25 protein-coding genes and 1 pseudogene are annotated in these 20,796 nt (G+C 31.2%); 5 read left to right on the forward strand and 21 right to left on the reverse strand.

From position 1 onward, the window contains the following. Positions 1–235: 235 nt before the first annotated feature. From CALAG_RS06175 to CALAG_RS06185, 3 genes are read right to left on the reverse strand one after another with little or no spacing between them, the layout of a single operon-like run. A complete protein-coding gene (locus CALAG_RS06175) occupies positions 236–967 on the reverse strand; it encodes a proteasome assembly chaperone family protein (RefSeq protein ID WP_015232877.1) in 732 nt (243 codons plus the stop codon). Continuing rightward, positions 951–1,427, reverse strand: a complete 477-nt coding sequence (locus CALAG_RS06180) for a PUA domain-containing protein (protein ID WP_015232878.1) — start codon at positions 1,425–1,427, stop codon at positions 951–953. Before CALAG_RS06180 ends, CALAG_RS06175 begins: the two co-directional genes overlap by 17 nt. Before the next feature lie 2 nt (positions 1,428–1,429). Beyond that, positions 1,430–2,056, reverse strand: coding sequence for an L-threonylcarbamoyladenylate synthase (locus CALAG_RS06185; RefSeq protein WP_015232879.1), 627 nt, complete (start codon positions 2,054–2,056; stop codon positions 1,430–1,432). 68 nt (positions 2,057–2,124) lie between these two features. On the opposite strand from CALAG_RS06185, the gene argF reads away from it, so the two are divergent. Then, the gene (argF, locus tag CALAG_RS06190) at positions 2,125–3,069 is read left to right on the forward strand and encodes an ornithine carbamoyltransferase (RefSeq protein WP_172633884.1); all 945 of its coding nucleotides are present in this window, start codon (positions 2,125–2,127) and stop codon (positions 3,067–3,069) included. Positions 3,070–3,324: 255 nt separating this feature from the next. Here argF and CALAG_RS06195 read toward each other — a convergent pair whose 3' ends face one another. The 4 genes from CALAG_RS06195 to CALAG_RS06210 form a co-directional block, all read right to left on the reverse strand. Continuing rightward, positions 3,325–4,647 (reverse strand): RAD55 family ATPase, encoded by a 1,323-nt coding sequence (locus tag CALAG_RS06195; RefSeq protein WP_015232881.1) that lies wholly within the window; start codon positions 4,645–4,647, stop codon positions 3,325–3,327. A 143-nt stretch (positions 4,648–4,790) separates the two neighbouring features. Next, a complete protein-coding gene (locus CALAG_RS06200) occupies positions 4,791–5,069 on the reverse strand; it encodes a hypothetical protein (protein WP_015232882.1) in 279 nt (92 codons plus the stop codon). Between the two features lie 277 nt (positions 5,070–5,346). Next, complete coding sequence (locus CALAG_RS06205; RefSeq protein ID WP_015232883.1) at positions 5,347–5,640, reverse strand: hypothetical protein; 294 nt, start codon at positions 5,638–5,640, stop codon at positions 5,347–5,349. Positions 5,641–5,941: 301 nt separating this feature from the next. Further along, positions 5,942–6,529 (reverse strand): zinc metalloprotease, encoded by a 588-nt coding sequence (locus CALAG_RS06210; protein ID WP_015232884.1) that lies wholly within the window; start codon positions 6,527–6,529, stop codon positions 5,942–5,944. 135 nt (positions 6,530–6,664) lie between these two features. Here CALAG_RS06210 and CALAG_RS06215 point away from each other — a divergent pair, with 135 nt between their 5' ends. Beyond that, on the forward strand, positions 6,665–7,189 hold the full coding sequence (locus CALAG_RS06215; RefSeq protein WP_245529229.1) for a nicotinamide-nucleotide adenylyltransferase: 525 nt from the start codon (positions 6,665–6,667) through the stop codon (positions 7,187–7,189). Here CALAG_RS06215 and prf1 read toward each other — a convergent pair. From prf1 to CALAG_RS06235, 5 genes and pseudogenes are all read right to left on the reverse strand, one after another. Further along, positions 7,186–8,292 (reverse strand): peptide chain release factor aRF-1, encoded by a 1,107-nt coding sequence (prf1, locus tag CALAG_RS06220; RefSeq protein WP_015232886.1) that lies wholly within the window; start codon positions 8,290–8,292, stop codon positions 7,186–7,188. The genes CALAG_RS06215 and prf1 overlap by 4 nt on opposite strands. Positions 8,293–8,489: 197 nt before the next feature. Further along, complete coding sequence (locus CALAG_RS06225) at positions 8,490–8,879, reverse strand: hypothetical protein (RefSeq protein ID WP_015232887.1); 390 nt, start codon at positions 8,877–8,879, stop codon at positions 8,490–8,492. A gap of 49 nt (positions 8,880–8,928) precedes the next feature. Then, positions 8,929–10,133: pseudogene (locus CALAG_RS06230) on the reverse strand (RNA-guided endonuclease InsQ/TnpB family protein). A gap of 1 nt (position 10,134) precedes the next feature. Further along, entirely contained in the window at positions 10,135–10,344 is a 210-nt protein-coding gene (locus CALAG_RS08110; protein ID WP_342662589.1) for a transposase, read from the reverse strand. 222 nt (positions 10,345–10,566) lie between these two features. Further along, positions 10,567–10,935 carry a hypothetical protein gene (locus CALAG_RS06235; RefSeq protein WP_216475964.1) on the reverse strand — a complete coding sequence of 123 codons (369 nt, stop codon included), beginning with the start codon at positions 10,933–10,935 and terminating at the stop codon, positions 10,567–10,569. 166 nt (positions 10,936–11,101) lie between these two features. On the opposite strand from CALAG_RS06235, the gene CALAG_RS06240 reads away from it, so the two are divergent. The 3 genes from CALAG_RS06240 (at position 11,102) to CALAG_RS06250 (ending at position 12,771) form a co-directional block, all read left to right on the forward strand. Then, entirely contained in the window at positions 11,102–11,404 is a 303-nt protein-coding gene (locus CALAG_RS06240; protein WP_015232889.1) for a hypothetical protein, read from the forward strand. Then, complete coding sequence (locus CALAG_RS06245; protein WP_157463216.1) at positions 11,328–11,972, forward strand: helix-turn-helix domain-containing protein; 645 nt, start codon at positions 11,328–11,330, stop codon at positions 11,970–11,972. The genes CALAG_RS06240 and CALAG_RS06245 overlap by 77 nt, the downstream gene beginning before the upstream one ends. A 73-nt stretch (positions 11,973–12,045) precedes the next feature. After that, positions 12,046–12,771, forward strand: coding sequence for a hypothetical protein (locus tag CALAG_RS06250; protein ID WP_015232891.1), 726 nt, complete (start codon positions 12,046–12,048; stop codon positions 12,769–12,771). A 201-nt stretch (positions 12,772–12,972) separates the two neighbouring features. Here the strand turns inward: CALAG_RS06250 and CALAG_RS06255 are convergent, their stop codons facing one another. The 9 genes from CALAG_RS06255 to cysS form a co-directional block, all read right to left on the reverse strand. After that, positions 12,973–14,139 carry a proteasome-activating nucleotidase gene (locus CALAG_RS06255; RefSeq protein WP_048816807.1) on the reverse strand — a complete coding sequence of 389 codons (1,167 nt, stop codon included), beginning with the start codon at positions 14,137–14,139 and terminating at the stop codon, positions 12,973–12,975. 201 nt (positions 14,140–14,340) lie between these two features. Further along, positions 14,341–15,309, reverse strand: coding sequence for a DNA cytosine methyltransferase (locus tag CALAG_RS06260; protein WP_015232893.1), 969 nt, complete (start codon positions 15,307–15,309; stop codon positions 14,341–14,343). Continuing rightward, positions 15,284–15,880: a transcription initiation factor IIE subunit alpha gene (locus CALAG_RS06265; RefSeq protein ID WP_015232894.1), complete on the reverse strand. Its 597-nt coding sequence runs from the start codon at positions 15,878–15,880 to the stop codon at positions 15,284–15,286. Before CALAG_RS06265 ends, CALAG_RS06260 begins: the two co-directional genes overlap by 26 nt. Beyond that, on the reverse strand, positions 15,867–16,427 hold the full coding sequence (locus CALAG_RS06270; RefSeq protein ID WP_015232895.1) for a hypothetical protein: 561 nt from the start codon (positions 16,425–16,427) through the stop codon (positions 15,867–15,869). The genes CALAG_RS06265 and CALAG_RS06270 overlap by 14 nt, the downstream gene beginning before the upstream one ends. Before the next feature lie 24 nt (positions 16,428–16,451). Then, positions 16,452–17,534 (reverse strand): GTPase HflX, encoded by a 1,083-nt coding sequence (gene hflX, locus CALAG_RS06275; RefSeq protein WP_015232896.1) that lies wholly within the window; start codon positions 17,532–17,534, stop codon positions 16,452–16,454. Then, positions 17,535–18,026 (reverse strand): multiprotein bridging factor aMBF1, encoded by a 492-nt coding sequence (locus tag CALAG_RS06280; RefSeq protein ID WP_015232897.1) that lies wholly within the window; start codon positions 18,024–18,026, stop codon positions 17,535–17,537. An 82-nt stretch (positions 18,027–18,108) separates the two neighbouring features. Further along, entirely contained in the window at positions 18,109–18,870 is a 762-nt protein-coding gene (locus tag CALAG_RS06285; RefSeq protein WP_015232898.1) for a phosphoribosyltransferase family protein, read from the reverse strand. 15 nt (positions 18,871–18,885) lie between these two features. Further along, positions 18,886–19,122 carry a 30S ribosomal protein S17e gene (locus tag CALAG_RS06290; RefSeq protein ID WP_015232899.1) on the reverse strand — a complete coding sequence of 79 codons (237 nt, stop codon included), beginning with the start codon at positions 19,120–19,122 and terminating at the stop codon, positions 18,886–18,888. 186 nt (positions 19,123–19,308) lie between these two features. Further along, the gene (gene cysS / locus CALAG_RS06295; protein WP_015232900.1) at positions 19,309–20,739 is read right to left on the reverse strand and encodes a cysteine--tRNA ligase; all 1,431 of its coding nucleotides are present in this window, start codon (positions 20,737–20,739) and stop codon (positions 19,309–19,311) included. Positions 20,740–20,796: the final 57 nt, after the last annotated feature.

Raw genomic sequence — 20,796 nt, forward strand, 5'->3', positions numbered from 1 at the left:
ATTACTATTTGCTATAATTATAGTTTTAATAAAAATCTTTTAGCATTTCCCAATTCATAACCTCTTTTAACATAATGAAAGCAACCATTAATGCAGAAAGTAAGAATTATGCTATCTTATATAATTCTATTTATGAAAATGTTGTTTAATTAAAATCATCTACTTGTTTAAATTATTTAATTATAACAAAAATTATAATTAGATATCATTGTTAACCCCCCGGTTAACAATGACCTCACATATAAATGTTTGATGTTCCCACTTTTTGTGACTCTGCCTGAATCATCTTAACTATTTTATCTATTTCTTCTCTTTGTTTAGTTGCAAGTTGCTCAAGTTCTGGCACTGCCGTTTCCATATTTAATAAATTCTTAAGTATTGCCTTTACTCCAACGAATGCTGCATCATAGTCCACTCCTTCAATTATAGAATAAGGTAAAACCATTACTGTTGGTATTTTTAATCTTTCCAAATAAATATAGAGAAGAGCTAGAGGTCCTACAACACCTAAGCCTTTTTCCATCATCGGGGCTTCTAGTTTAGGCCCATTATAATATGTATTGCTAATCCATCTATACCAATAAGTCTCATTTTCGCTCATAAATTCTCTGCTAAGTCCCCCTATCAATACTACATATTTAAATCCCATATTTTTAATCCAATCAGAAATGGACTTACTAAACGCGTTTTGATCAATTATTTCTGGAATTGCCCTATTCATTAAAACTGTTACATTATTATTTTGATATATTTCAAACGGTAAGCCTACTCCATCATCCTCTACCAAAATAACTGAGGGCATCCTTTCAGTCATAATATATCCAACTTTTTTCATTTGCAAAGCAAGAGATAAGTATTTTGGAGCAGTATAACCTACTCTCCCAAAACCTGGGAAACCAGTTATTATTACATTATCTTTAAATATTTCTTCATTTACATTTAAAATTATTTCAACTTTTCTTCTCATTTCTTAACACCTTCCTAAATCTCACAACCTCACCCTTACCCATAGATTTCATCATGAATCCGGGCACCTTAGCCTTTCCTATACCTATTATTTCTCCTTTATTACTTATTATGACCACCTCATCTCCTGGTTTTATTGATTGATCCGAATCTATAACATCTATTCCCATTACATCCCCCATATATTCTACATCATCCCTAACAACAACTCTATATTTTGGATAATCAGAATTTTCTAAAATTATTTTCCCAGCCTCGATACTTAAAGTAAATCCAAAATCTGTTGGTCTTAATGTCATTATTCTGTTTCCATTAAGATAAACATACCTTATTTTACCTAACCTCATTGATATTTTTAAAGGTAATTTTATAAAAGCCTCAGCTACCCTTTCATCAAATTGATATGATAAAATTGATCTAATAATTCTTATTTGATCTTCATCAGGCTCAATTATTTTCATTTTTATTCACTTTCCAATACCCTTTTTATATCTTCTTCTTTAATTGCCCCTTCTCTCAATATCTTAATTTCTTTATTTATTATGCTCACAACTGTGCTAGAAATACCTATCCTTGCTTGGCCCCCATCTACATAAAGGTCTACCTTATCTTTTAACATATTATAGGCTTCCTCAACATTTACAGGTGATTTCATATGAGAAATGTTTGCGCTTGTTCCAATGATTGCCCCTCCAACTTCTCTAGCCAATGCCCTACAAAAATAACAATTAGGGAGCCTAACTCCTATGCTGCCCCATATAGATAAATGGGATGGAACTTTTTCAGATAAATTTTCAACAATTGTTAAGCTGCCAGGCCAAAATGCTCTAGCTAGCTTCCAAAAAGTTTCGCTAGGCTTTACCAATGAAAATGCATCATGGCTTTCCCCTAAAAGTATTGGTAAAGGCTTCCCCTCTTCTCTCCCCTTAACTTCATATACTTTTCTCATAGCTTTTTCATTAAATGGATCTGCTGTTAATCCATATACTGTATCTGTAGGTATAACAACTACTCCACCATTTTTTATGACTTTAGCTACTTCTTTTATTGCTTCTTTATCTGGACAATCAATATTTATTTTTATAATCAAATTCTCTCCCTTTTCTCCATATATCCTTTTATACCTTTTTAATTTATTATTGGATCATGGCGATAATAATGTCAATTAATGAATTAAAAGGAAAAGATATGCTGTGTTTAAAAGATTTCAGCCCTGAGCAGGTAAGGTATTTAATTGATTTAGGTTTGGACTTAAAAAGAAGATATCATGCTGGAGAAAGGATTTTAAATACATTAAATGGGAGAAGCATTGCTATGATTTTTGAAAAGCCTTCAACAAGAACAAGGGTGAGCTTAGAGGTTGCAGCATATCAACTAGGTGCACAACCTATTGTATTAGGATGGAATGAACTTCAATTAGGAAGAGGCGAGCCTATAAAAGATACTGCTAGAGTCTTATCAAGGTTTGTTAATGGAATAACAGCTAGAGTAAGGAATCATAATGATTTAATTGAAATGGCCAAATATGCTAGTGTTCCTATTATAAATGCTTTAAGCGATCTATCCCATCCAATGCAGGTAATAGCAGATTATATGACAATATATGAAAAGAAAGGTAAATTTAAGGGATTAAAGTTTGCATTTGTAGGCGATGGAAGCGATAACATGGTACATAGCTTAATGATTATATCTTCTCAATTAGGGGTAGACTTTTATGTTGGGTCTCCAAAAGATCTCAAGCCAAACGAAGAAATATTAAATGCTGCAAAGAAATTTGCTGAAATAAGTGGATCAAAAATAGTATTTACTGAAGATCCCTTTGAGGCTGTAGATAAGGCTGACGTAGTTTATACAGATGTTTTTGTAAGCATGGGACAAGAAGATATTGCTGAGGCTAAGAAGAAAATACTAAGACCTTATCAAGTTAACACAAAACTTATGGAAAGAGCTGATAATAAAGCAATATTCTTACATTGTCTACCAGCCCATAGAGGAGAAGAAGTAACAGAAGAAGTTATAGAAGGTCCTTGGTCAGCAGTATGGGATGAAGCGGAAAATAGATTACATAGCGAAAAGGCAATTTTAACTTCTCTTATACCATGATTTCTAAAACTTCCTTTAAATTATAAAAATAATTTAAATTTTTATATAAAAATTAATAAAGATTTCTTATAATAGATTACCTGCACTTCAGGAACTAGAATAATCTTAATGATAATAAAAATTAAACCCTTTGATTTCAAGAAATTAATTTGAGCAGAAATAATTATCTTATTTATGCTTTTCTTATGTTAAGATTTTATTAAACTTGCTTAAAAATATATTAATACTATAATTGCCTTGCTATAAGTTATATTTTTAACCTGCAATGCAGGATTCTATACTTCTTGCATCTATTTCTATAGGGTCTAATGGTACAGCTTTTAAATGATTTCTTATTGATTTTAAAAGTATATTTTTATCTTTAATAGTTAAATAGAAAACATTGTCATAAACACTTATCAAAGGGATCTTCGACATATTTTCTTCGAATTCATTTATAAAATAAAAACCTGTTATATTATTGCCAGCCCTTCTTATTAAATTATTGTAGTGTTCTTCTTTATAAGTATCCAAATCTGAAACTATGTCAATATAAGTACTAAGCCCTTCAACAATTACTATATTAGGTTTCTCAATATTATCTATTTTTTCTGCATTTAATTCTAATTCAATTATTGATTTTGATGAGGGATTCAAATTCCTAACAAGCAAGTTATTAATTAATTCCTTATTATTTGGATAATATTCTAAGCATTTAGTCATCTTATCTTTTATTGTACTTTCGCTATGAATATAGCTTCTGTAAACGATTCTGTTACCTTTAACTAAAAGTTGAGGTATAATAAATGATAAAAATGGTAGGGAATCTACGCTAGGATTTACTATAAAAATGTTTTGAGTTCCAGATGCAAAAGTAAGCTTATTATTTCCAACTTTTATTTCTATAAATCCTTTTGATGGATTTATTCCGGAAGGTATAATATTAAGAGTAGGAGGAACCCTAAATGATATGACATCTGGATATTCAATTACAAATGGTACTTCTCCAATGCTTATTTCATTCCCCCTCATCTTCCTTATTTCCATTAATCTAATGATTTTTCTCTTAACAATTTTAATTTTTAAAATAATAACACCATCAACAATGAATTCCTCAACACCATATCCAACGCTTTTCTTACCATATGGTAATTCAGCAATCAAAAATGTTGTAACTTCTTTTAATTTAGGGCCTAAATAAAAGAAGTTATGTAATAATTCCCTTATTTTACCTAAATTTTGTTCACCCAATTGCATTATAGCGCTAATTGAATCTATAACCAACCTTTTTGCATTCATTTTATCAATTAAATTTAGCAATTCTTGCAATAAGTCAGATAATGCATTAATATCTGTGATTGTTATTGCTTCAATATATTTAAATTTACCTTGTTTTTCATAATATTCAAAATCTATTCCTAAATTTAACATGTTCCTATAAAAATCCTTTTTTGTTTCTGTAAAATTTAAATAAATTGAATTTTCATCATTTTTTAAACCTTCATAAAGAAATTTAGATCCAAGAGTTGTTTTACCTGTTCCTGGATTTCCTGCTATTAATATTATTTGAGCCTCTGTATATTTTGCTGAAAATTTCATCGAGTCCTTTGATACCAATCTTTGTTAAAGACAATCTTAACCACTTCAGCTCCATCCCTTTATGGTGTTAAAAATTCTGAAATATAAATTTTATGCATTATTGAGAATATTTTATTGAGAAGAGGGCATCCTTATAAGGTTTATCATCCCCTTTTTCTAAAGAATCTAATTATAGAATCTATATTGGCTAAATCAAAGTTTAAAGCTCTCATAATTATCTTAAATAAAAGTCTTGCAGTATTAATTGATGAAATATTCTTTATCAAATCAAATGCATGTATAGGCTCTTCTAATATCAAAATTTTAATGGGTTTTTGATATTTTGCATAAGAATAATAATTCATATTTACATATAGACCTAAAGCAACTTTTTTTATTGTTTCATCGACTAGCTCAGCTAAATCATTCGTATCCTTGCCCAATAAATTCACCTTTCGAATTTTTTATATAATTTTCTCAGTTCAACAACCCTCCAGAATTGTTATATTTGTTTTCCAATATTTAAATTTAATACTATGGTATACCATAGTATTAAATTTAAATATTTATTTGTTTTAAAATTTAAATTAATTTTTATAATCTAATAAAAATCTTTCCATATAGAGATGTTATAGCAATTAGAATCTTTATAGGAGGACCTTTAAGCCTCTTGTTCACTCTCATATGAGAGATGTAATAAGAATCGTAAGAAGACGCTATTTAAGGCAGGTAAGAAGTTAATATATCTTGGAAGTTATTTGGTAATGTTTTCTTGTTTTTACTAATATTTTCATATACCTGATCTAAATACTCTAAGAACAAAGGACAATTATCAAACCTACCATCTCTATCGCATTTTGCATGTTTGTTTTTCATGGTTAGCATTAAGAAGCATTGTACAGTTTTTTTGTCAAAATAAGGACACAGTTTATATTGATTTTTAGCGCTTTTTATCATTTTAGTTATCCATTTTTTCCTTACATCTTGATCGTTTGTTTGTTTCGGCTCGCTCACTTCTTTCACCAAGACATATTTATTAGTTAGAGAATAATAACTTGATTAGAAAATTTTATAATATCAGCATTATTAAATGGTATGATTTCTTTAAACCCTAAGGGTTTTCCTTTAGATAATTAATCATTCTCCTCATAATTCCGATTACACTTAATATAATAGAATAAAGAAGTTCAGAGAACAATCTCATCAGAGAGATCCTATATATCCATGGAGAAGGATTTTACTTCTTTTCTCCTCTAAAGATGAGCCTTCATTTGTTGTAAAAAGAAGTTTTGATTAAAAATTATTCTATGAGAATTTAAATAATAAAAACTAAGGCAAGAGATATTATAAACAAAATTGCCCATAAAACTATATCAAGCCTTATTATCTTATCTCCATCCAATGGTGGTATAGGTATTAAATTAAAAAGAGATATATATGCATTTACCCAACCTACAGTTCTTAAAAAGTTAAAATAAAAGGTAGATGAGAAGGCAAAAGATGCAACAAATAAGGCTAACGCTATAACAATATTTGTTATAGGTCCACCAGCAACAGAATATAATATACCCTTTCTAGATGTTGGTCCTAAAGCCCATGTTTTAACATAACCTGGCATCAAAAGCTTTATAGGTAATAAAGCCGATACAAGGGTTATCAAAACCCCTAAAACATTAGCTGTATATCTTGATACCATATGATATTTCCTAGATAAATACCTATGCATATATTCATGAGAGACAAAACCTACAATAATTCCTATAAATATTGGTGAAATATAGAAATACAAATTGCTTATTTGGCTACCTCCCAAAGCAACTGTTATAGATAATATACCCAATATCCATGATAAAGGCTCACTGATTTCTGCAAACACTACCTCTCTCCAAGACCTTCTTTCCAAATTTTTTCCCCTTGATCTCTTATTTTTGTATTTACAAAGAATTAAAAATAATTAGTATTAAATAAGGGATATTAATTTTTAAATAATATTTGTATTTTTAACTTGAGGATGTTATTATTTATTGGGTGTATTAATTTGGTTGAGAGAGCACTAATATATGGAAGATTTCAACCATTTCATTTAGGGCACCTAAGCCTAGTAAAGTGGTCATTTGAGCAAGGATTTGATGAAGTTGCTATACTTGTTGGGATGGCATCAGAAAACTACACCCCTAGAAATCCTTTCACAGCAGGAGAAAGGATCGAGATGGCCAGGTTATCTTTAAAAGACAGTGGAATACCATTAGATAAAGTTATAACAGCAACAATTCCAACCCTAGAAATAAGCATAGGCTGTGCATATTATGTATTATCTTACATACCTAAGGTTAAGGCAATATTAACAAGAAACCCTGTTATAAGTAAAGCATTTGCAGATGCAGGTATTGAAGTAATAACTCCCCCTATTTTTAATAGAAATGAGTGGAGAGGACAATATATAAGAGAATTGATGGCAAAAAATGATAGTAAATGGAAGAATTATGTAACGCCTTCTGTAGTTAGTTATATTGAAGAAATAAATGGAATAGAAAGGGTTAGAAAAATAAATTCCGAGGATTAGCCTATTTTGTATCTTAATATACCAGCTACCCCGCCAAAAGTTTTATAGAACCAATCAGATTCTGGTAAGCTATTAGGTATAACTATTACTTTTGCTCCAGACTTTTCAGCTTCTTCTTTCCATCTTTCAATATTTACATCCTCATGTAAAAGAAGTATTGAAACCATTCCCATTTCTAATGCTCTTTTAACATCATCTTCTCCATAAACGACTAGACCTGTATTTCTTGCTAGATGTCCTTTAAATGTTTCCAATGCATCGCTTGCTTCTCTATACATTGCAAATTGGACAACATCTTGAGCCTTCATTACAACTTCTCTTAAACCTTGTTCACCTTGATACGCAACATCTATTAACTCCTTGTTAACTAATTGTTGTAATCTATAATCCAAATAACCTGATTTTACAAAGTCTTCTTTTGCATAGCCAGGGCCTGCAATTATAATTGCTTTAAGCTTTCCCATTTCTAAATATGGCAAGAAATAATTGTTTACCCTTTCACCTAACCTCTTTAAAAATTCATCAACCATTTGCTCTATAATTCTATCAATTCTTCGCTGACTTTGCCCACCCATCATATGTTTTCCAGGTATATAATCTTCTACTTCATCCAAAACCTCAAGCCTACTACCCTTAAGTATTCCAATAGTTGCTTGATCCCTTTCAACTATTACTATTCCAACAACATCTTCACTTTGTATCATTTCTTCTAAAATTTCTAAAACAAATTTCTTATCAGTTCTATAATAAAATACTGGTACTTTTTCAGGGGGACTAAACATATCACATATAAATTCCCCTGTATCCATATTTTCTCCACAAAAAGCCACCAATCCATTTTGTGGTATCTTTTGTAGCATAGATACCCTATCCATGGCTGCAGATACAGCCCTTTTAACAGCTTGTCTTGTTCGCTTAAGCTTAATGTTATCGCTTATAGATAGCTCATCTCTTAATAGTTGCAATACATCCCCAATAGGTCTACCGGGAGGAACGTATAGGCTAAGCAAAACAGTAGCTGGGGCGCTCCACTCTTTTAGTTCTTTCAATACCTGGGCAAGCTGTTTCTTATTTATCAATAGCTTCTCTTCTAAGTTTGACATATTTACCCCCTCTATTTTTGAGTTCTATTCACGCTTTATTTTTGATCATGAATACAATTAAAATGTGAAACCAAAGTTAAAAATGTTTTATATTAAGTTTAAATCTGTAACAAGTACACTACTTAATACTAGCTTTATCTTCATTTTTCATGGCATTAGGTATACTTTCCTTTTGAAAAGAGATTTGTAAAGAATTATTAAGTAGATTTACCATCAGCATGAGAAACAGTCATCGCCTTTTTTTCACATATAATTGATGATATAGCTGATATAGCTGAAATTAAGGGCCTCACATTTATATAAATTGGATCATTTAAGCTAGAGTTTCTCATTATTGTTTTTGCCTTATCAGATAAAATACATGCTTCTACTTCTTTAACCAAATTATGTCCATTTTTATTATCATATATTATTTTTTGGATCTCTCCCACAAAACCTTGTAAAATAACCTTCCACTGCCTAATCATTATTAAACTATTGCTATTTGGATTTTTAGTATTATCTAATATTTTCTTTTCTGATTTGTCCAGGCCTTCTATGTATTTTATTAGTTCCATTTCAATAGCAGCTAGTTCATCAAGTGACAAGGCCCTCCCCTTTATCTATATTATAAAAATAGCCTTATAGAGAGGTGAGCTACCCCGTCCGCGAGGGCGGGGCATCACCACCTCTCGATGGGAATTTCCTGCTTCTTCTAGGAAACTTGCTATAACACCCTCTGAGAAGGGAATGTATAGTAGAGGTTTCCTGTCCACAGGCACTAAGGGCAGTCCCGACCCCGCACGGAGAATGTTTAGAGACGCATTATAATCACGATTGCTTTTCCAACCACATTTAGGACAAATACTCGATCCTCAAGTGTTAGATCGTTTTTTTACATAACCACATCGAGCACATGTCTTTGACGTATTCTTTGGATTTACCTTCACCACCTTCCTACCAGCTCTATCAGCCTTGTAGAAGAGGTGGTGGAGGAAGAGGGAGATAGAATGTAAGATATGCTTCCTAAAGGTATTGTTTTTTGATCTCTCTACCATTTGCTTGGTCTCCAGGTCTTCAATATAAATCTCGTCATATTGTTCTACTAACCATGTAGTTATTTTGTGCACATAATCATTCATAACATTCTTTGCATACTCATAGAGTTTTGCTAGTTTAATCCTAACCTTCTCATAATTTTTAGAACCTTTCTTTTTCCTAGATAAGACACGCTGCACAAGACGTATTTTCTTCTCAACCTTGTCAAACACCTTTGGATTTTCTATAACAATACCATCTGATGTTGTAACTAGTTTCTCTATACCAAGATCAATACCAATTCTTTTACCGTTACTTGGTAATGGTTTCTTTTCAACTTCAGTTTGAAATATAGCATACCAGCCTGTGGAATTTTTTACTATAAGCACTCCCTTCACTCTCCCTTCTAAAGGTCTGTGAAAGAGGACCTTCATGGAACCTATCTTTGAAAGAATCAGCTTATCTCCCTCAACCTTGAAACCAGATTGGTTGTAGTTTGTAAACTTGAGGATCTTCCTGTACCTTAGCCTCCCCACCCTCTTTCCTTTCTTCTTGAGTTCATGAAGTGCTCCAATGTTATACCACAGAGTATTGTTTATCATTTGGAGAGCCTTTGAGTACACTAGATCCTTTCCTTCAACTTTCAATTCCTTAATCATTGCTTGCGTATCTTTTGGAGTTATCTTCTTCCCCTCTCTTCTTGCTTTCGTGATGGCATCTAACAGCATGTTGTAAACTTTTGCTTCAATTTACATTACCTTGAGGAGTTTTTCCACTACTTCCTTTGACGGATAAATCCTATACTTGAAGGATAGTTGTATCACATCACTCTTTTCCTTGGCTCTCTACATAGTTCTTCAGTACCTCCAATGTAACTTGACCGCTAGTTGCCAAAAAACGACGGAGATCAGATGCGTCCTTTCCATAACTTCTCCTTAACTTGTGGAAACTTCCTCTGTATCCCCTTGATGTTATTGTCTTTATCATGTTTATATATCTAGGTATATTAAGGGTTGGCTTGGCCTTGAACAGCATGCGGAAGTGATCCTTGTCAACAGCTTGGACATAGTGATAATAAAGTACGTAAACTGAATGCGCACCTCTGTCCAATCTGTACTACATAGTTATATCTGTTTTAGCTAAACTATAAAATTCTTTCTATAAGGGGACTATTCATCTCCTCCCTCACGGGAGGGGACTTTCGCCCCCTTAACCCCTATAAAGTTAAACCTTTTATGTTAAGAAAATCAAAGGAATTTAAATATCTTCTCCATCAGGTTGATTATCCATTAATTCTTCTACTTCTTCAGGAGAATACTCCCCATTATTTAACAATTCCATCGAATAGAAGTAGCCTTGGCGGTCAATAATTACTGCTTCATCCTTTAGTAGTTCATTTAATGCATATCTAATCTTATCTTCACTTGCTAATCCCGATAAATATCTATGGAAATCCTTAATACTCATCTTTCCGTTTTTCCTTAACAAATCCAACAAAATATCCTTTAATTCTTCTTCATTCGGGGCTGTATAAACAACTAAATCCGTGTCCTCATATATAACTGAGAGGTTATCCGATATTACTTTTTCTTCTTCAACTTCCTCAACACTTTTACCATCAGACACATTTATCACCAGGCTTTTATTAGTTTCAGGCAAAACCTATAAATAATATTGTTTTTCTATTTTATAATATCAAAATTTTTATTATGAACATTTTAAAAATTTCAATTAATTTTTAATACGATATTGCTTTTTAACTTTTATTTTTTAAAAAATAAGGGGATATATAATGGCTGGAATAAAACAAAAAATCTATGAAAAAGCTGTAAAGGAAGCTTTACTAAGTCAAATGAAAAACAAGATAGATATAGATGAAGCAGTAGAGTGGCTTTATGAAGACTTTGGAATAAAAATAAAGAGTTCGTGGGAAAATTTAAGGAGAGCAGTACTAAATAATAGTGAGATAACTCCAAATGATATTGCAGTGTTTATGATAGATCAAGGGGTTGAAGTAGATGAAGGAGCTTGGCATGTATTGCCAACAGGAGGATTGCGAAGTAATAAATCTAATAATAAACATAATAACACCTAAAAAAGGAGGAGTCCCTGGATTCAATGCGTATCATGTTATTGAAACTCTAAAGTTCTTAAAAAATAAAGATGCTGGTAGGCCTTTCCTTTCAAAGTATCTCAATCTTGGTGAAGCTTCTGTAAAAACAATGTTAAAAAGGCTTAAAGAAAATAATTTAATAATACAAATAGGAAAACATAATAAATTAACAAAAAATGGGGAAATGGTTTTAAAATTTTTTGAATCTAAATTAAATATTTTTGAATCTAAATTAAATATAGAGGGATTAGAAGATTGTTTAATTTTGGTATTAGAAATGAATCCTCCAAAGGATTTAACATCTATATATAAAATAAGGGATCAAATAATATCAAGTAGTTGCAAAATAGCAGTTGTAGGTTTTATAGATAACAAAAATTTAGGTTTTCCAGGTTTGCCGGATTATTTACAAAATGAGCTCATTAATTGCTCTAAGAAGTATTCTTACATTGTTAACCGGGGGGTTAACATTATTACCCCAAGATATTGTATGCAAAGCTTATATTCTTTTTACATAAACATAATGAGCCAATGTTGTTTATTTAAATAATTATTATAAGGATAGTAATACTAAGAAGGATTCTGTAAAATTCTTACAATAAAATACAAAAAAGGGGGTAAAAATGAGTGATCCTAATGACATAGACAAACTAATAAATAGAATTAAAAATAATGAAATTGGAGGGCCAAGAAGTAAGCTAGTTGATGCAATTCTTATTTTACTAGCATCAAGGCCTATGAGATCTAGCGAGATTTCCCAATATTTAAACAAGGAAACAAAATACATCTCAAGTTATTTATCATATTGGAAAGAGAGAGGTTTTGTTGAGTATGATATGGGATTATGGTATTTAACCCCTAAAGGAGAGGACTTTGCTAGAGAACTAATTTCTAATGCTTCTAATGAAAAATTTAACGAGTTTGTTGCTTTGGCACAAAAGGTGGCTGGCGAATTAGTTAAGCAGACAATAAAAGACAAAGACAACATGGGGGAGAGAGGTAAAACTAAGGGTTCTTTGTCGTTTATTGCGAATAGAACTAATTCAGCAGACAATAAAAGACAAAACAGGGTTTCTCAGGTTGCTTGTGTTTTACAACAGCTAAAAGATAGCATAGATGAAGAAGAAATGGAAATTACTTCATTTTTGCTAACCCATTATGCCAAGTATGGAGTTACCTATGTTTATTTAGATCAAATGATGGAAAAGTTAAATGCAGACTATGGTTGGTTATTAAAGAGGTTAAGAAATTTACAAAGCAAAGGTATTTTGTATATTTATACAGACCCAAGGCTTGGAATTAGAGTTGGTTTAACTAGGAACCTTAAAGATATGTTGAAAAATTGCTAATATTACTAATACTACTTCTTCTGCGATATTATAGTTTCAAAAATAGTTTTCACACATTTCTAGAGGCCATTATTAATATTACTGTTTGTATAATGGTATTTGTATTATTGTCCTTAATAATAAAATATAATTAGGAAAGAGTAATAAAGAAGGATTAAAAGCAATTTTTAGAATTTGTAGTAGTAGATATAATAAAGAAAATTAGATATGAATTCCTAATATTTGCTTCTTTTCCTCCAACCTTTTCTTAACCTTCTCAACGGCCTTTATGAAATGATCTTGATAAACATAATCGGCCTTCTCTCTTATAGCAAAAAATCCCGCTTCTGTAGTAATTGCCTTTAATTCAGCTCCAGAAAGTCCTTCAGTAATTTGAGCAATATAATCTAGATTAACATCTTTTAGTTTCATATTCTTTGTGTGTATCTTAAGTATTTCTAATCTAGCACCTTTATCAGGTAATGGGACCTCAATAATTCTATCAAACCTACCTGGCCTTAATAAGGCTGGGTCTAACAAGTCAATTCTGTTTGTTGCCGCTATTATTTTAACACTATCTAATGGATCAAAACCATCAATTTCTGCTAATAGCTGAAGCATTGTTCTTTGTACTTCTCTATCCCCACTTGTGCCCATCTCAATCCTTCTTGATCCTATAGCATCTAATTCGTCTATGAAAATTATTGTAGGTTTCTTTTCCCTAGCTAATTTAAAGACTTCTCTAACAATCCTCGCCCCTTCCCCAATAAATTTATTAACAAATTGGCTTGCAACAACCCTAATAAATGTTGCCTTAACTTCACCAGCTAAAGATCTAGCAAGTAAAGTCTTTCCTGTTCCTGGAGGGCCATATAATAAAACACCTTTAGGGGGGTCAATTCCAAGAGATTTAAATAATTCAGGTTTAACTATTGGTAGGCCAACAACTTCATATATTTCCCTTATTTGATTTTGAAGCCCTCCAACATCTTTAAATGTAAATCCAGGATTATCTTCAATTTCCATTGCTTCAACAAATGGATCATAAATATTTGGTAAAACCTCAACAATAGTTGACCCTTTATTGTTTAAAGCAACTGATATTCCAGGTCTTAATTTTGTGTTATCAATATTATTACTTATCTTAACAACCAAGTTTGGACCTGTTGAACTTTTTACAATAGCCCTCCCATCATTTAAGACTTCTAAAAGCATTGCCTCAATATAAGGAGGTTCTAATAGCTTGGTCATCTCTTGCCGGTAATATTCTAAATCCCTTTCTAATGATATTTTCATTTGTGTTAAATATCTTATTCTTTCTTTTAAGTAGGAAATATCTTCTTCTTCATCTTCTTGGTTTGATCTTTTATTTGTATCGCTTAATGACAAATTAATAATCACCTATAATCTTATTGAAATTGTTACTTTTTAACCCGGTAGGCTAAGTGTTGAGAGAGCTTAAATTTTTTGATATAGAAACTCAGAGTGTCCTTCTCATCAATTTCAGCAACGTCGCCACTCATCATTGTCATTATTTTTATTAGTTAAAGAAAATAAAAACTTTCATTGTTAACCCCCCGGTTAACAATGTCATTCTTTTAAATAATTAATAATATAATTTGCTATTTCTTTAGCTAATGGAGGGGGTACTGCTTCCCCAACCATGTTATATTGCGAATCCCTACCTCCAAGAAAAACATGATAGTCTGGAAATCCCATTAATCTTGCTTGCTCTCTAACAGTTAAGAGCCTATCTTCAAATGGGTGAATAAATCTTGAGGATCCCATAATTGTAGGTGCTGGCCTATATGGATTCAATCTTATGAAATTCCTAAACCTTTTGTTCTCAGCCCCCTCAAATTCTATCATTGCCCTACCCCATTTAGCGCTTGAAACCCTTTTTCTCAACTTTTTTGTTAGAGGTTGTGGTTCTTCATGATTTGGAGGATAATATGTACCTGGATTTGGGAGATCTTTTAATGCCTCCTCAACGCTTATTATTTTCTGCTTTTTTAAATTAAGGTAAAGATTAGAAACAAAAACACGAGTTCTTATACTAGGCACTCCATGATATTCTGCATATAATACATTAAAATAAACCTCATTATAGCCTGCTTTTTTAAGTTCTTTAGTTATTGATGCCTTAATATCATCATGCAATATACCAGCTACGTTTTCTATTACAAAAAATCTTGGTCTCATCTCATTTATTAGTCTAATAGCATGTAAATATAGCTGGCCTATAGGATCACAGTAAAGCCTGTCTATAGGAACTTCTTTTCTTTTTTTATTAGTTGGAGTAAATGGTTCACAAGGAGGGGAGGCAATTATTACGTCAAAATCATTTCTTTGATATCCAAATGATTTAAATACATTATAATCAATTTCTTTTGCATCATCAGCTATAAGCATCGTTTCAGGAAAATTTGCTTTATATGTTTTTGCAACTGGGGGATCATTTTCGATTGAAACTAATATATTAAATCCGGCCTCCTTAAATCCTCTTGAAAAGCCCCCTCCTCCTGAAAAAATATCAAGAACCGAAAACTTTGTTTTCATCCTGTTTTATTTCCTCCTCTAATAATGAAATCCTCCTTTTTAATATATCAATATATTGCTCATTTGTATCTAATTCAAGCATACTTCCACATTTTGGACAAATAAAATCATATTCAAAGGCATCATCAAATGTATATCTTGTGTTGTCTTTAGGACATTTATAGAATTCGTTATTATTTTCATATATAAGCCTTGATTTTAGTTTTTCCAAAACAGCCTTTTTCCTTCTTATTATGGCTAAACCAACACTTCTCATATCTATATACCAATAATATCTCGTTGCTCCAGTTTCTGGATGTTTACCCCTTCTATATGTTGCTAGTCTTGCATCATATAGCAACCTTAAGACTTTTCTTACATCACTTTGTCTATATCCTGTTATACCTTCAATTTCTTCATCACTGATCCCTCTTTCTGGATCTGTTTTAAGTAAAATATCAAGAATTTCAGAAGACATTTTATCATCGGTTTCTGCTTTTAAGGCAAGCAACCTAACAAACTCCCTTAATTGATTTATATAATTCACTTGACTTTCACTATTGCTATCTTCCTTATTATTATTTTCTTTCAACCTTTTTCCCTCTTTCAGATGGAATTATTTTATAGGGTGCGTCCCTATAATTATAAAATAACTCTCTGCCTTTAAATAATCTATCTAAAAATATTGCTAAAGCAGCCACTTCACTATGAGGTTGCCAACCTATTGCTACATTATAATCAGAATTGTCATAATAAAATCTTTCAACTTTTTCCGCACCAACTATTATTAGTTTTTTCTTTGGAGAAATAATTATCTTGTCAATAACATCTTCAACATTTATTCCATACATTGTTAAATTAATAACCTCTCCTCCTTCTTCTCTCCACTTTTTTACATATTCCTTTCCATCAACATTACATATATAATCTATTTTTCCACCCCAGCTTTTTGAAGCTTTTAATAATGAATCTCTTACTTTATCATCACATATACCTTCTAAAACAAACCCGTTAGCCCCAAATGCCCTAGAAACTAATGCTACATGAGTTGTTATTCTTTTATCTCTTTCAGGTCTATGGCCAAGCCTTAGAACATAAACTTTTTCATAGATTTTTGATAAATCTTCTAAACCTTTCATTTTGTTTCCTAATTTATTAAAATGTTAATATATATTAAGATTTTTGGTTATATTAATTATTTCATTTAATAATGCATCAATACCGATGTTTTTCTTAGCAGAAATTAATACCATTTTATCGTTTGGAAAAGTTTTCTTAACAAATTCTATTTTATCATAGATTTTTATTTTATCGATTTCATCTATTTTATTTAATGCAAAAATTATTGGTTTATTTAATGCATTTAATTTCTTTAAAATATCAGTTCCAGCAAGTATTTTTTCTTTTATATCATTTTCATTTTCTGTTATATCTATAACAAAAACAATTATATCTGATATAGTTACTTCTTCCAACGTTGAATAAAATGCCTCAATAACCTCTGGTGGGACATCTCTTATAAATCCAACAGTATCTACAAAGGCCAACTTCAAACCATTATAATTGATGGTTTTATGCTTTGGAAATAGTGTTGTAAAATATTCAGGCCCAACAGGTTTTGACTCTCCTGTTATTATATTAAATAGAGAAGTTTTTCCTGCTGATGCATAGCCAACTATTGGAATGTTTATCATGCCAAGCTCTTTTCTTCTCTTTAACCTTTCTTGCTCAGTTATTCTCAAGTCTTCAAGATCTCTCTTAATTTTAGAAAGTCTCGATGTAAGCTGTTTTTTATATGTATCAATTCCATATCTACCTGGGCCTAAAAAGCCTGGGAGTTCTCCTAATTTGGTTCTCCTTATATATTCCCTAATTATAGGTAAATCATGCCTAATTCGTGCCATTTCTATTTGCAATAGTGCCTCTTTACTACCAGCATGCAAGGCAAAAATTTCTAAAATTAATTGAACTCTATCTAATACTCTTATTTTTGTTTCTTTTTCAAGCTTAAAAACTGAAGAAGGTTCTATATCCCCATAATAAATTACTGTATCAAAATCCAATTCTTTTTTATTGTTTTTAACGATTTCTATTAATCCATCTGTTATCCTTTTACCCCCTCTAAACCTTTTTGTGCCAACTATTTCATAGCCTGCTGTATTAGCAAGAATAAGAGCTTCTTCAAAATGATTATAAAATTTGCTTGATAAAATTAAAAAAGCATTTTTAGTTTTATTTAATTCCAATTAATCTTCATCCCTTCTTACAAATACAACATCTCCAAATGTTACGTTATCAATTGATGATCCTTTTTCCTCCCCTTCATCAAACTCAACAGGTTGAAGTATCTTGATTTTTAATATTTGTTCTATCCTTTTTGCCAAGTCTAAGGAAGGTTTTATCTTTTCGCTTTCAATCTTTTTGAGCATCGCTTCGCTAATTCTTAGCTTTTGTGCAAGAACTGCTTGCGTCCATCCTTTAGCCTCTCTTCCCTTTCTTATTTCTTCTCCAAAGCCTTCAATTATTTCAAGTTGATCTATAGGTTTACTTGTTTTCTTAACTTTCTCAACCTTTTTGGGTTCTATTTTTCTCTCTGGAGCTGGAAGAGCCCTTCCGCTTTTCATTAATTTGTTATAACAGGTAGCACATAAAATCATCTCTGCTCCATCAACCAACGCTTTAAATGGTTTTCCTCTTATTAGCGTGCCGCACATTTCGCAATATAATTCTTCCCCCACGCTGTTTCGCCACATAAATATAATGTAAGAAAAAGGCTTATTAGTTATATAATTTTTCTCAGATATTTTTGTTTATAATATATTATTTAGAACTTTTTATAATTAAGTCGTGCATAGATTTAGCTTCTTTTTCAAACTCTTTTTTCTCCCATGGGAATACAACCCATTTATCTACCTCTTTAGAATAAAAATCAGGAACTAATCTAGTCCATGGTTTGACATAAAGGGTAGCAGTTTTAATTTCCAATGGCATGTATAATGAAATTGCTTGTATTGCAAAATTTAGAGTTAACCCTGAATCACTAACATCATCTACAAGCAATACCCTTTTATCTTTTATTGGTAAAGTAACAGGTTGTCTCATATAAGGTCTCTCCCCCTTTTGGCCTGCTGCTATGTATAGCTTTATTTCCATAGATCCAATATCGCTAATATCTAGTCTATCTGCTAATAATCTTCCCGGAATTACTCCCCCTCTTAATATAGATATTATTACATCAGGTTTGTAATCTGATTTTATTATTTTATCTGCTATTGTGTCTACTTCTTTTTCAATATCTTCCCATAATAATAACAATGCTTCAATTCCACCATGGTTTACTGGTAATAAATAAATTTCTTTTGCCTCCTCATTTTCATCCTTTATTCTATAGTCAACTCCATCAACAAAAACCATAAATCCAGCTTTAGGAGTTCCATCTGATTCAATTGCTATTGATAATTCTGGGTATATATTAACAAGTTTTTTTAAGGCATCTTTCCAAGAATTTGCATCAATATCAATAACTTCATTACCATTGGCCCTATACTTTAATGCTGCAAGAAGTTTAATTTTAATATTCAAAGCATATCTCCCAGCTCACTGTTGCTGGGCACTACCAATATTTTCTTCCATAATTTTCTGTTTTTTCTTGCTTAACTTAACTAAACTTGTTACATAACCAGCAACTTGGTTTCTAAGCCTCTTAGATTTATAATTTGTAATCTTTCCAACTACCTGCTTATTCATATTAAAGTCTTCTGTAAACAGATCTGGATGATCTTTTAATAGTTCTCTTGCTAAACGCTTTATCATTAAAGTCCTTACCTTGCCCAAGCATTTCACCTAAATTAACTTGTTAAGGCTAGAGAATTTAAATTTAGATATCCATCTTAAAGATCTTTTTTACAACAAACGAAAGAGTAGATCTTTAGGGGATTAAATAATTATTAGTTAGCAATTTCATATATGATATCAATTATTAATAAAATCTTGTCTCACATCTCGCCTCTATCAAAGCTTTCATTCATTTGTAATTAAATAATCTGATTTATTACCCTTATCAATAATTTTAACTCCTATAGATGAAAGCTTGGATCTAATTTGATCGGCTAAATCATATAGCTTGTTTTCTCTTAACTGTTTTCTAACCTCTAATATTAAATCTATAAGTTCAGGTGTTAGATTTTTCTCAATGTGAAGATCTAAAGTTAAGACATCATCTAATACACCATAAACTTTATTCATATCTTGTAAAACCTTGTATGTATAAGAAATTAATGCATATGATTCTGAATTCTGAATTTTCTTATAATATAAATCTGTTAAATCCCAAACATATCTTATTGCTTCACTCATATTGAAATCATTATCCATGGCATCATGCCATTTTGATATTAGTTCTTTTAAATTATTAAAAGCTTCCAGATCATCATTATTCATATAACTCGTATATTCTTCTTTCTTTAATCTTTTTACTATTTCTTGAGAAAGTGCATTTAATCTTTCATAAAGCCTCTTTGCTTGGTTTAGACTTTGTTCAGAATATTCTATTATTGCTCTATAATGAGAGCTTAATAACCATAATCTTAATACATTACTTCCCCATGTATTTATTGCGTCATTTAATGATATAATATTTCCAAGGCTTTTACTCATCTTTTCCCCTTTTATTGTTAGCATGCTAGTATGTAGCCAATATTTAACCCAAGGTGATGAGCCAAAATACGCTTCGCTCTGTGCTATTTCATTTTCATGATGAGGAAATATTAAATCTGAACCTCCTCCATGTATGTCTATTTTATTTCCCAAATACCTAGAACTCATTACGCTGCATTCAATATGCCATCCAGGCCTTCCTTTTCCCCATGGGCTTTCCCAATATGGCTCCCCTTCTTTATATGATTTCCACAGTGCAAAATCATAAGGGTTCTTCTTTTCAGAAACTATTCCTTCACCTTGGTTCCAATACGCTTTATTGAAATTATTGCTTAATCTTCCATAATTTGGATATTTATCAACACTAAAATAAACACTTCCACTCTGTGAAACATAAGCATATCCCTTATCTATTAAATTCTGAATAAAATTTATGATTTCATTTATATGATTTGTAACCCTAGGATGTATATCTATTTTTATATTGAGTTTGTTTAGATTATTGAGATAATCAATAGCATATGTATTTGCTATTTCTTGCCAAGGTACATTTTTTTCTTTTGCCCTGTTTATTATTTTATCATCTATATCAGTAATGTTTTGGACATAAACAATATTATATCCCTTTAATGACAAATACCTTTTAATTGCATCAAATACTACAAAAGTCCTTGCATGACCTATATGAGTATAATCATAAACTGTTGGGCCGCAGACGTACATATTTACTATAGACTCATTCCACGGATTGAATATTTCAACCTTTTTTCCGTATGTGTTTTGTATACGCAACACAATAGATTACCACCCAGATATTTTTATACGCATAAAAAATAAGGTTTGCTAAGATTT

Origin of the sequence: Caldisphaera lagunensis DSM 15908, assembly GCF_000317795.1 — an archaeon.
GTDB lineage: Archaea > Thermoproteota > Thermoprotei_A > Sulfolobales > Acidilobaceae > Caldisphaera > Caldisphaera lagunensis.